At 75.1% G+C, this 11538-nt stretch carries 10 protein-coding genes and 1 pseudogene; 5 read left to right on the forward strand and 6 right to left on the reverse strand.

Annotated features, from left to right (window positions below):
* The 5 genes from OERS_RS17180 to OERS_RS17200 form a co-directional block, all read left to right on the forward strand.
* Positions 1-1533 (forward strand): sensor histidine kinase (locus OERS_RS17180; RefSeq protein ID WP_322788311.1); only part of this gene is annotated, 1533 nt, incomplete at its 5' end.
* Between the two features lie 62 nt (positions 1534-1595).
* Positions 1596-2333 carry an HD domain-containing protein gene (locus tag OERS_RS17185; RefSeq protein WP_056760535.1) on the forward strand — a complete coding sequence of 246 codons (738 nt, stop codon included), beginning with the start codon at positions 1596-1598 and terminating at the stop codon, positions 2331-2333.
* Positions 2334-2545: 212 nt separating this feature from the next.
* The gene (locus OERS_RS17190; protein ID WP_068627300.1) at positions 2546-2836 is read left to right on the forward strand and encodes a WXG100 family type VII secretion target; all 291 of its coding nucleotides are present in this window, start codon (positions 2546-2548) and stop codon (positions 2834-2836) included.
* Positions 2837-2864: 28 nt separating this feature from the next.
* Positions 2865-4502: an outer membrane protein assembly factor BamB family protein gene (locus OERS_RS17195; protein ID WP_139107909.1), complete on the forward strand. Its 1638-nt coding sequence runs from the start codon at positions 2865-2867 to the stop codon at positions 4500-4502.
* A 128-nt stretch (positions 4503-4630) separates the two neighbouring features.
* Complete coding sequence (locus OERS_RS17200) at positions 4631-5551, forward strand: 4'-phosphopantetheinyl transferase family protein (RefSeq protein WP_068627304.1); 921 nt, start codon at positions 4631-4633, stop codon at positions 5549-5551.
* A 2-nt stretch (positions 5552-5553) separates the two neighbouring features.
* Here OERS_RS17200 and OERS_RS17205 read toward each other — a convergent pair whose 3' ends face one another.
* The 6 genes and pseudogenes from OERS_RS17205 to OERS_RS17230 all read right to left on the reverse strand — a co-directional run bounded on the left by OERS_RS17205 (position 5554) and on the right by OERS_RS17230 (position 11538).
* Positions 5554-6516, reverse strand: a complete 963-nt coding sequence (locus OERS_RS17205) for a FecCD family ABC transporter permease (protein WP_068627306.1) — start codon at positions 6514-6516, stop codon at positions 5554-5556.
* 272 nt (positions 6517-6788) lie between these two features.
* Positions 6789-7823: a FecCD family ABC transporter permease gene (locus OERS_RS22115; RefSeq protein WP_068627309.1), complete on the reverse strand. Its 1035-nt coding sequence runs from the start codon at positions 7821-7823 to the stop codon at positions 6789-6791.
* 233 nt (positions 7824-8056) lie between these two features.
* A pseudogene (locus OERS_RS22120) lies at positions 8057-8881 on the reverse strand (thioesterase II family protein); the annotation flags it as partial.
* Positions 8874-9830: a siderophore-interacting protein gene (locus tag OERS_RS17220; protein ID WP_068627312.1), complete on the reverse strand. Its 957-nt coding sequence runs from the start codon at positions 9828-9830 to the stop codon at positions 8874-8876. The gene OERS_RS17220 and the pseudogene OERS_RS22120, both read right to left, overlap by 8 nt.
* A complete protein-coding gene (locus OERS_RS17225) occupies positions 9827-11287 on the reverse strand; it encodes an MFS transporter (RefSeq protein WP_068627314.1) in 1461 nt (486 codons plus the stop codon). The genes OERS_RS17220 and OERS_RS17225 overlap by 4 nt, the downstream gene beginning before the upstream one ends.
* On the reverse strand, positions 11284-11538 hold the full coding sequence (locus OERS_RS17230; protein WP_068627316.1) for an MbtH family protein: 255 nt from the start codon (positions 11536-11538) through the stop codon (positions 11284-11286). The genes OERS_RS17225 and OERS_RS17230 overlap by 4 nt, the downstream gene beginning before the upstream one ends.

Genomic DNA, 11538 nt, shown 5'->3' on the forward strand with positions numbered 1-11538 from the left:
CCCGACGAGCCCCGCCCCTACGGCCGGACCGTCCCCACCGAGAACTGGGGCTGGTTCGCCCGCGTGCCGCTCCGGGCACGTCTCGTCGCGATCATCGCGCTGCTGCTCGCCGCGGGTCTGGGCATCGCCGCGCTCGCGACGACGACCGTGGTGGCGCGGTACCTCGTGGGACAGGTGGACCAGCAGCTCGACCTCACGGCCTCCGCGGTCGCCGACGAGACGTTCCGGGGCAACGCCTCGAGGTCCACCCTGCCCAGCGAGTACTACGTCCTGGTCCGCTGGGACAACGGCACCGAGACGCCCAACTACTGGGACCCGGTCGTCGAGCGCTCGGGCGCGCCGCAGATCCCGACGTTCATGGCCCAGGAGATGGCGACCCGCACGGGCAAGCCGTTCACGGTCACGTCGGCGGGCGGGACCACGCCGGCCGAGTGGCGCGTCGTGCCCTACCCGGTCATCAGCAAGCTCACGGGCGAGACGGTCGGGACCGCCTACGTGGCGCTCCCCCTCACCGGGATCCACGAGACCGTCAAGGTGCTCGGCCGGACGCTCGCGGTCAGCGCCCTGGGCATCGCCCTGATCGGTGGCGCCGTCGCGTACCTCGCGGTGCAGCGCGCCCTGCGCCCGCTCCGCGAGATCGAGGAGACCGCGGCCGACATCGCGGGCGGCGACCTGACCCGGCGCATCCGGCCCGCCCCGCCGAGCACCGAGGTCGGCTCGCTCGCGGCGTCGCTCAACACCATGCTCAACCACATCGAGCGCGCGTTCGCGGCGTCCGAGGCCTCCGAGGCCCGCATGCGGCGCTTCGTGTCGGACGCGAGCCACGAGCTCCGGACCCCGCTCGCGACCGTCAAGGGCTACGGCGAGCTGTACCGCATGGGGGCGCTGACCACGCCCGAGCAGATGGACGACACCATGCGCCGCATCGAGGACTCCGCGACGCGCATGGGCACGCTCGTCAACGACCTGCTCGCGCTCGCCCGCCTCGACGAGGGGCGTCCCATCCGCCACGAGCCCGTGAACCTCGCGGCCCTGGCCCGCGACTCCGCGGGAGACCTGCACGCGCTCGACCCCACCCGGCCGGTGCGCGTCGTGAGCCTGGGCGGCTCGGGAGACGCCCCCGAGGAGCTCACCGTGATCGGGGACGAGGACCGGCTGCGGCAGGTGCTCGCCAACCTCATCGGCAACGTCTCGCAGCACACCCCCGCGGGCACCCCGGTCGAGATCGCTCTCGGGACGCAAGCGCCGCAGGACGCGGGCGACGACCCCCTCGCGGTGCTCGAGGTCCGCGACCACGGACCGGGCATCACGCCCGAGCAGGCGGCCCACGTGTTCGAACGGTTCTACCGTGCGGACTCGTCGCGCAACCGCGCCTCGGGGGGCTCGGGGCTGGGCATGGCGATCGTCGCGGCGATCGTCGGGGCGCACCAGGGGCACATCTCGGTGGCCCCCACGCAGGGCGGTGGCCTCACGGTTCATGTGGAACTCCCGACACAGGGCTACGATGACGGGTCGTCGCCCGATCGGACGTAGGCTCGAGATGAACCTGTGGACCGACGGCGCACCCCGTTCCCGCATCGAAGAAGGCTGATCTCATGGGCGTCACCACCTCTGACGCACCGCAGTGGTTGCTCACCTCCTGGACCCGTAGCTGCCGAGGCGCCGGAGCGACGGCGTCCGACGACGAGATCCGCGCCGTGGGCGACGGGCTCCTCGAGCGCTGGAGCCAGCCGGACCGTCACTTCCACAACCTGAGGCACCTCGCCGACGTCCTCGGCCGGGTCGACGAGCTCGCGCAGGAGACGCACGACGCCGACGTGGTCCGCCTCGCGGCCTGGTACCACGGCGCGATCTTCGACGCGGCCCGCAAGGCCGCGTACGCGAACAAGGGCGGAGAGGACGAGACCGCGAGCGCCGCGCTCGCGTTCGACCAGCTCTCGTCGTTGGGCGTGCCGGAGAAGGCGTGCCGGCGGGTCGCGTTCCTCGTGAACGCGCTCGTGCGTCACGCCCCCGACCCCGCGGACTTCGACTGCGCGGTGCTGTGCGACGCGGACCTCGCGATGCTCGCGGGCGAGCCCCAGCGGTACAAGGAGTACCTCAAGGACGTGCGCGACGAGTACGCGCACATCCCGCTCCCCGACTACCTGCGGGCGCGCATCGCGATCATCACCAAGCTGCTCGACCGGCGCACCCTCTTCTCGAGCCCCATGGGGGCCGCGTGGGAGGAGCCGGCACGGCAGAACCTCGACGCCGAGCTCCAGCGCCTGCGCAAGGAGCAGGCCAAGCTGCAGGCCTCGGCGCCCCCGGCGCTCATCGCGCCTTCTCCTTCCTGATCCGTCCCTCGTCGCGGACCGCGGGCCGCGGTGCGGTCCGGGTGGGACGAACCGTGCACAGCCCGGCCTCCCGGGGCCCCGTCCACAGGTGCCGGGCCTCTCCCTGCCCGACGACGCCGCTCCCCTCTAGCGTCCTGCTCACCCGGTCGCGCACGCCGCGCCGGGTCGGGGCACCGACCGGTGCCCCGCGGACGTGGGAGAGGCAGGGCGCCATGAGCAGGTACGAGGTCGACAGTGCACGGGTCGCGCAGGCGAGCGCCGCGGTCGGAGGGTCGGTCACGGCCATCCGCACCGAGGTCGGGGCCATGATGCGTCACCTCCAGGACCTCCAGGCGAGCTGGCAGGGCGGTGCGGCGACCGCGTTCGCCGGGGTCATGACCGAGTGGCAGGGGGCGCAGGTGCACGTCGAGGCAGCGCTGGACTCGATCACCGCGGCCCTGGGGTCGGCCGCGCAGACGTACGCCGACGCGGAGGCCCAGGCGTCGAGGCTGTTCCTGCGCTGACGGGCGGGCGGCCGCTAGGCTCCCCTCCATGCCGCGCCGCCGCCAGTCCGCAGCCTCCCGTGCCGTGCCGTTCGAGGTCGTCGAGGACCTGGACGACGGGCTCGCGTCCCCGGAAGCCTCGGTGGGGGCTGCGGCGGCGGGCGGCTCCGCTCCTGCCGGGCACGTCGGCGACGGTGCGCGAGCCGCAGGTTCCGTCGGCAGCGCTGCTGGTGACGGCGCTGACGGCACCCAGGGACGCCTCGGCGAGGCGCCCTCCGGGGCCGGGGACACGTCGTCGGGCAGCAGGGCGATCCGGTGGAAGCCCTGGGCCGCCGTGGCAGGCGTCCTGGCCCTCGTGGTCGGCGGGCTCGCGATCGGTGGCAAGATCGAGGAGCGGCGGACCGCCGCGCGTCTCGTCACGAGCGTGGGCGGCGTGCTGCCGTTCACCGGACCGCCGCAGGAGCTGTGGTCGTTCGACCTGAACAACCACCTCTGGATGCCGTTCGGGGGTCTGCTCCTCAGCCAGGTCGACGAAGGGGGCCTCACGGCCGTCGACGTCCTGACCGGGAAAGAGGTGTGGCAGGCGACGGTGGGGCCGGACGCGTACTGCGGCCGGCCCAGCATCTGGCAGACCCTCGCCGAGGAGACCGGACCTCTGCTGTGCCTGTCGGGGACCGCGGACGCCCAGGTCGTCTCGGTCCTGGACACGGAAGGACAGGTCACGGGAAGCCGGAACCTCGGGCCGGTCGTCGAGGGCGCGAGCTACGCGGTCGGTCCGGGGAGCACGGTCGTCCGCGTGCGTCGCGACGGGCCCGTCGGGCCCCCGGTCGGCCCGCGCGAGCTCTACGACGAGAGCGGGGACGCGACCTTCGTCGACGTTCCCGGTGGCCGAGCGGTCGTCGTGACACTGGAGGACGCGGTCTCGGGCGACGTGCTCTGGGAGAACGAGGTGCCGTTCGTCGCGCCGGACGAGGCCTGGGAGTGCCAGGACCTCGGCGACATGGCCAAGTTCGCGCTCGACAGGGTGAGCTCGATGACGACGGGCTACGTCGTCACGGTCGACGGATGCGGGATCAGTGCGGCGTTCGACGCCGACGGGACCCGTCTTGACGACGAGACCTCGCAGGACGACCTGGTCGAGCCGCTCACCGCCACGACCGTGAGCAGGTTCGACCAGACGACCCAGCACACGACCGTGCTCGACCGCACGGGCACCTCGCTGTGGGAGGTCACCGGTCCTCTCCTCCGCCCGTCCGCGACCGACGGGACGGGCGAGGACACCGTCCTCGTCGACACCCTGAGCGGCCTGGCGGCGTTCCGCCCCGACGGCACGGAGCTGTGGGACGCCTCGACGTACGCGAGCAGGCTGTTCGTGCACACGAGCGCTGTCCTGGTCGTCGACGACGGCGCGAACGGCTTGACCGCGCTCGACCCGACCACGGGCCGCACGGTGTGGACCGTGCCCGGAGAGGACTCGGTCTACCCGTTCGGGGCCGCGACCGACGGCTCCCAGGCGATCGTCCTCGCGCACGACGACGACGGATCGGCCCGGTCGGTGGGGTACGACCTCGCCACGGGCGAGGTGCTGTGGACCGGCGCGAGCGCCCCGAACGTGGGCCTGCTGGGCTACCACGGTGCACTGCTCCAGCTCCAGCTGTCCGAGAACCGGGTGAGCCGGGTGGGGTGAACCCACCTGCCGAGGGCTCGGTCTCGTCGTCGGACGGCGAGCACCGCGAGAGGCGGCGACCTGCGCGAGGTGCGCTCCGCCGTCGGGCACGCGAGAGAGGACCGACCACGGCGCCCTAGAGTGTCGACGTGCCGACTCCTCTCCTGACCGCGAGCGTCACCGTCTGGTGCGCCGCTCCCGGGGCAGCCGGAGTCCGGGCGTCGGCGTGGCTCTCCCCCGACGAGGCCCGGAGGGCAGCCGCCTTCCGGCGCGCGGACGACCGTGAGCGGTTCGTCACGGGCCGCGCCCTGGTCCGGGCAGCCCTGGGCGAACGGCTGGACGTCGCACCGACCGACGTCGCGGTCCTGCTCGGCCCGCCGCACGGCGCAGCCCCCGGCAGGCCGTTCGTCGAGGGGGCGCCGTCGTTCTCGATCGCCCACGCGGGCGGCTGGGTGCTGGTGGCGGTCGTGGGGGCGGTGACCTGTTCCCCGGGGCTCGAGGCAGACGCCACGGACGACCGCAGCCTGGTCCTCGCAGCGGGCAACGGTACCGGCGCCGGTGTGGACGTCGGTGTGGACGTCGAGTCCACCGAGCAGGCCCGAGACCACCTCACCGATCTCCTCGATGCGGTGCCCCCGGGCGAGCGCCCGGCCGACGGCTGGGACGCCGAGTCGTTCACCCGGTCGTGGGCGCGGCGCGAGGCCGTGCTCAAGGCGGTCGGCACGGGGCTCCTCGCCCCGCGCGACGACCTGCTCCTGTCCCCCGCGGACCGAGCCGCCGCCGTCGTGCACAGCAGGGGCGCGGTCCCGGCTCCTGATCGGCTCGCGCTCCGCGACCTGGAGCTCCCGTCGGTGCCGTCGGGGGCTCGGCCGTCACCGTCGGCGAGCGAGTCCGTCACCCTCGGCGGGCAGGTCGGTCACCCTCGGCGGGCGAGTCCGTCACCCTCGGCGGGCGAGACCCACCTCGCCGCGGTCGCGCTCTGCTCCCCCGGGGCACCCGTCGCGTTCTCGACCGTCGAGCTCGCCGACGGCCCGACCCTGCTGTCCCGGCACGGGCTCGGGAACCCCTGACGTCAGCGCACCTCCCGGCTCTCGCGCAGCAGCAGCCACAGCAGGAACGGCGCACCGACCGCCGACGTGACGACCCCGACCGGCAGGTCCACAGGCAGCGAGCGCGCACCCAGGTCCGCGGCCAGGACCACGCACGCCCCCACGAGCCCCGCGCCGAGCGGCGGCGGCCCCTGGGCGGCGAGGGCCCGCCACGCGATCTGCGGCGCGACGAACGCGACGAACGGGACGGGCCCTGCGGCCGCGGTCGCCGCGGCCGCGAGGACCACGGCGAGCCCGATCTGCAGCAGCTGCGCCGACGACCGACGCACTCCCAGTCCCACGATCACGCGCGCGTCGAACCGTAGGATCGCGAGCCACCGGGACGACAGCGCGCTGACCACGACCGCCGCCACGACCACGGCCGCGACGGGGCCGACGATCGCGAAGCTCGCCCGGTTGAGGCTGCCCGTCATCCAGATGAGGGCCGCACTGAGGTCGGGCAGCTCGGCGCGGACCAGCAGCCACGACGTGATCGCGGACGCCCCGGCGTTGACGCCCAGGCCGACGAGCACCAGGCGGTACCCCTCGATCCCGCCCCGCCACGCGAGCACGCACACGAGCGCGGTCGCGAGGAGCCCTCCCGTGACCGCGACGATCGGCAGACCGGCCGAGACCAGGAACTCGCCGACGACCCCGGCCCCCGTGCCCGCCAGGACGATCGCCGCGACCGCCGCGGCCGTCGCGCCGGCCGTGACCCCCAGGATGTCGGGGCTCGCGAGCGGGTTGCGCGCGACCGACTGCGTGATGGCCCCCGCGGCCCCCAGCGCGAAGCCCACGACGAGGGCGGTCACGGCCCGCGGTGCCCGCAGGCCCAGCACGACGAACCTGTCGGCGGGGTCGCCCGTCCCGAGCAGGGTCCGGACCACGTCGCCCGCGGCCAGCACGTACTCACCCACCATGATCGAGGCGACGAGCAGCGCGAGCACCAGGGCGACGAGGCCCGCCGCGACCAGGGCCTGGCGCCGGGTGCCCGGGTGGCGACGGAGCGGCGCGAGGGCTCTACCGAGCCTCCTGGTCGGTGAGCTGCGCCCGGTGAACCGTGAGCACCCGGAACGCCCGGAGCCCCCCGATCCCCCACCGCGCCCCGCGAACCGGGAACCCGCCGCGGACCCTGAACGCCCCGCTGAGTCGTCAGAGCTGGGCCGGTGGGTACCCCGGTGCAGTTCTGACAACTCGGCCGTCGGCGGACGCCTCGTGGTCATGAGCGATCTCCCAGGTAGCCGCGGGCGAGGACGACGAACAGCGGCGCCCCGACCAGCGCGATCACGATGCCGACCTGGATCTCCGAGGTGGCAGGGGCCAGGCGACCGACGACGTCGGCCCCCAGGACCAGGACCGCCCCGCACAGTCCCGCGACCGGGATGCGCCACGCCGGGCCGCCGAGGCCGAGCCGCGTCGCGGCGTGCGTCGCGGCGAGCCCCACGAACGCGATCGACCCGCACGCCGCGGTCGCCGCACCGGCGAGCAGCGTGACAGCGAGCAGCCCGATCAGCCGGTCGCGCACGACGTGCCTCCCGAGCGAGACCCCGAGCTCGTCACCGAGCTCGAGCGCGCCGAGCGTCGGGGCGTTGACGACCGCGAGGAGCAACCCGAGCAGCAGGAACGGGGCGACCGTCCAGATGACCTCGGGACCCCGGCCCACGAGCGAGCCGATGCTCCAGAAGCGGAAGACGTCCATGGTCGTGCGGTCGAGCAGCAGCACCCCGGACGTGACCGACGCGAGCAGCGCCGTGACGATCGAGCCCGTGAGGACGAGCGTGACGCCCGGCGCGAGCACGCGGATGCGTTGCGAGAGGACCACCACGATCCCCCCGGCGCACAGCGCCCCCACGAGCGCGAAGCCCACAGCCCCCGACGGGCTCGTGACCCCCAGGACGTGGATCGCGAGCACCACGGCGCACGCGGCCCCCGACGTCACGCCCAGCAGCCCGGGGTCGGCCAGCGGGTTGCGGGTGTGCGCCTGCGTGAGCCCGCCGGCCACGCCGAGCGCGATCCCGACGAGCAGCCCCAGGACCGTGCGCGGCACGCGCATGTCCCACACGATCGCGGACGCCTCGGTCGTCCCGGGCTCGCGCAGCACCGCGAGCACGTCGGGCCACAGCACGGGCTGCGAGCCGAGGGCCACGCTCGCGACGACCGCGGCCAGCAGCGCGAGCACGAGCGCGACCCCCACGAGCAGGACACGCGACGAGGGCCGCGAGCCGCGGAGGACGGTCGGGGGGCCAGCGGGCACAGCAGGTGCGGGGGTCGCAGCAGGTGCGGCAGCGGCACCTCTGCCCGCCGCCCCACCGCCCGTCGGTGCCGTGCCGCCGCCCACGAGCCCGCTCCCGTGCTCACGGCCGGCTCGCGCAGGTCCGTCGCGACGGCCTCGCGCGACCACACCCACCGGTCCTCGGCGCTCGGACGCGCGACGTCCGCACAGGTACCCGCGGCGACCGCGGTCAGCGCGACGCGCAGGGCCTCGATCACCTCGTCGGGCCGTTCCCCGACGAAGAAGTGACCGCCCTCGACGACCCGCCGTCGGACTCCTGCCCGCCCGCGTGCGGCCCATGGCGCGACGGACGCGGGCGGGGACGCGACGTCGTCGGACCCGGCGAGCAGGAGGAGTGGCACCGTGACGTCGGCAGGGTCCCCGGGCGTGGCCGCGAGCGAGTCGTGGACCGCGAGGTCCGCGCGCAGGACGCGCGCGTGCAGCGCGAAGAACTCGTCGTCGGCGAGCAGCTCGGGCGGGGTCCCGCCCAGCGCGGCGGTCCATGCACGCAGCGCGTCGTCGTCGCGCGCGGCCGGCCCGGGCCCGACGACGTCGCTCCCCTCCCCCGCATCACCTGCGGTCCCGGGACGGTCGGCACGCGCCGCGCGACCCGAGACCACGAGCAGGTCCGGGGCCGCGTCCGGGCCGAGGCCCGCGGCGATCCGGGCCGCGACCGATGCGCCGAGGCTGTGGCCGAGCAGGACCGTGGGCACACCGTCGGCCAGGAGCCCGCGCACCGGGCCGGACACGTCCGCGAGCAGGTCGGTCATGGTGCGGGCGAGCGGCTCGCCGAAGCGGGTCTCGCGGCCTGGGTACTGCACGGCCACGACCTCGGGCGAGGTCGCGAAGGGACCGGTCGGGGGTGGGACGGCAGCACCGGCACCGGCTGCAGAGCCCGGAGCACCAGGGGCACCCACGAGCCGCCGGTAGTAGCTCGCCGCGCCGCCCGCGTGCGGGCACACCACGACGCGCCACGTCGCCCCGGCCGGTGAGGCCAGGACACGCAGCGCGGGGTGGCGCGGCCGAGGACCGTCAGTCACCCGACGGTCCCGACGCGGGGGCGGACGACCCGGCGTCCGCGGTGCTCCCGGTGGGCAGGGCGGCGTCCGGTCCAGCCGGGTCCTCCGCCGCCTCGGTGTCGTCGTCGTGGTGGTCGTGGTCCGCGACGCCCTTGCGCCAGTACCCGTCGACGTCGAAGTTGTCGCGCCCCAGCCCCACCTCGTTCTTGAGGTAGCGGCGCAGCGGCTTGATCGACAGCGCCTCGCCCGCGACCCACACGAACCCGTTGCCCGCGGGCAGGTCGGTCCCGCGCACCGCGTCCGCGAGCAGCGCCGTGGTCCCCGGCGCACGGTCCTCCCGGAAGAGCCAGGTCACGTCGAGGCTCGCGGCCGACGCGAGCGGCAGCACGTCGCCCTCGTCCTGGACCTCGACGAAGACCGTCACGGGCACGTCCGCGCGCAGCCGCTCGAGCCAGCGGGCCGCCGCGGGCAGGGCCGTCTCGTCGACTGCGAAGACGTACCAGTCGAACACGTCGTTGACGAGGAACGAGCCGCGCGGCCCGAGCACCCCGACCAGGTCGCCCACCTGCGCCCGGCCCGCCCACCGGCCCGCGATGCCGTGCTCGTGGAGCACGAGGTCGATGTCGAGCGTGCGGGCCTCGCGGTCGAAGAACCGCACCGTGTAGTCGCGGCTCGTGAGGTGGCGGCCGCCGACCCAGCGGTCGTCGACCACCTCGGGCATCTCCGGGGTACCGCCGGGCTCGGTCGGCAGGAAGAGCTTGACGTGGTCCTCGGGGGCGACGGTCACGAAGTCCGCGAGGTCCTCCCCCGTGAGCCGGACCCGGACCATGCGCGCGGCGATCCGCTCGACGGCCGCGACCGTGAGCAGGCGCGGGCGCAGCGGGTGCGTCAGCAGCGTGACCTGCTCGACGACGTCGGGCCCGGCGGGCTGGTCGTCCGCGACGGCGAGGTTGCTCGTGGTGCTGGTCATGCGTTCTCTCCTCGGGTGGTGCCGACGCTCGCGTCGACGGGCTGGGGGGAAGGTTCGTGGTCGGCCGGCTCGGGCTCGGTGACCGCGCGGCGCAGGCCTGGGACCATCAGGGCGACGAGGCCCGTCGCGACGGCCGCGAGCGCCCCGCCGAGCGCCACGGCGCCGCCTGCCCCGAGGGCTCGGGCGATCAGGGTCAGGAGCGGCCCGCCGAGCGCGTCGCCCGCGGTGCCCTGCGCGGTCCACAGCGCGCTCACGCGGCCCCGCAGGTGGTCAGGCGTGCGCTCGTAGAGCAGCGTGAACCGCAGGATCTCGCCCAGGACGTCACCTGCGCCGACCAGGGTCATGGCCACGACGGCGAGGACGACCGACTGGGACAGGCCCAGCATCGCGACGCCCGCGCCCGAGGCCGCGAACACGATCAGGAGCAGGCGCCCGGTGCGCCGGACGCGCCCCGTCCACCCGCTCGTGAGGGTCGCGACGAGCGCGCCGACGGCCGGGGCGCTGAACAGCAGCCCGACGACCTCGGGGCCCGCGTGGAGCTGCTTGTCGACGAGCTCGGGGATCAGGACGTGGGGCGAGGCGAACAGGATCTGGACGAAGCCCAGCAGGATGATGCCGCCGACCACGCGGTCGGTCGCGACGAAGCGCAGGCCCTCGACCATGTCGTCCCACGGGCGGGGCCGGCGCGCGGGACCGAGCCCCACCTCGGCCCCGAGCGGCGGCTCGGCCGCGGCCCCGCCCGCCCCGGGCCTCTTCCCGTGCGAGGCGGCGTGCTCGGCGGACGTGGCGCCGTCGGGCACGGGATCCTCGATCCCGGCATCCGCGGCCCTGCCCTCCCCGCCCGGCGGCAGCGCGGGCAGGCGGACCAGGAAGCCCAGGCTCACGACGCTCGCCACGACGACGGCCCCGAAGACCAGGCTCGACCCGCCGTGCGCGATCGCGACGCCCGCCACGAGCGGGGCGACCACGGCGCCCAGGTCGAGCGAGATCGCCTGGAGCGCCGCGACCGCGGGGAGCTGGGTGCGCGGCACGAGCGAGGGCACGGCCGCCGCGAGCGCGACCACGCTGAACCCGCCCGCGAGACCGTCCCACGCCGCGATCGCGTAGATCGCGGGCACCGAGGGCGACTCGGCGAGCGAGTTCACGAGGAGCGCGACGAACCCCAGGACCGCGGCCGAGCGCGACCACAGGATCACGCGGCGCCGGTCCGTGCGGTCGGCCACGACCCCCGCGACGAGGGTGCCCGCGAACGCGGTCACTCCCAGCGTCGTGTTGACGCCCGCGACGTGCAGCGACGAGCCCGTCAGGGCGTAGACCTGCACGGGCAGGGCCACGACGAGCATCCCGAGCCCGAGCAGCGACACGACCCGCCCCGCGAAGAGGAGTCGGAAGCTGCGGCTCGCGCGCAGCGGCGTCAGGTCCAGCGCGAGCCCCGAGAGCAGCCCTGGGGCGCTCACGTCGCCGTCGTCGTGGTGGGCGAGGCCGGGAGACCCTCGGACGGGGCGCCGTCGAGCACGCGGCGCAGGCTCGCCGGTCGCAGGTCCGTCCAGTGCGCGTCGACGTACGCGAGCGCGACCGCGCGCGGCGAGGCGTCCAGGACCACGTCCCACCCCGGCGGGACGGCCGCGAACTCGGGCCACAGGGAGTGCTGCTGCTCGTCGTTGACGAGCACCAGGAAGGTGCCCTCGGAGTCGTCGAAGGGGTTCAT

This window comes from Oerskovia enterophila (assembly GCF_001692445.1).
Classification (GTDB): domain Bacteria; phylum Actinomycetota; class Actinomycetes; order Actinomycetales; family Cellulomonadaceae; genus Oerskovia; species Oerskovia enterophila.

Coding starts and splice junctions, on each gene's coding strand:
- OERS_RS17185 (WP_056760535.1), top strand. CDS start 1,596: ATGGGCGTCACCACCTCTGACGCACCGCAGTGGTTGCTCACCTCCTGG.
- OERS_RS17195 (WP_139107909.1), top strand. CDS start 2,865: ATGCCGCGCCGCCGCCAGTCCGCAGCCTCCCGTGCCGTGCCGTTCGAG.
- OERS_RS17220 (WP_068627312.1), bottom strand. CDS start 9,830: ATGACCAGCACCACGAGCAACCTCGCCGTCGCGGACGACCAGCCCGCC.
- OERS_RS17190 (WP_068627300.1), top strand. CDS start 2,546: ATGAGCAGGTACGAGGTCGACAGTGCACGGGTCGCGCAGGCGAGCGCC.
- OERS_RS17230 (WP_068627316.1), bottom strand. CDS start 11,538: ATGAACCCCTTCGACGACTCCGAGGGCACCTTCCTGGTGCTCGTCAAC.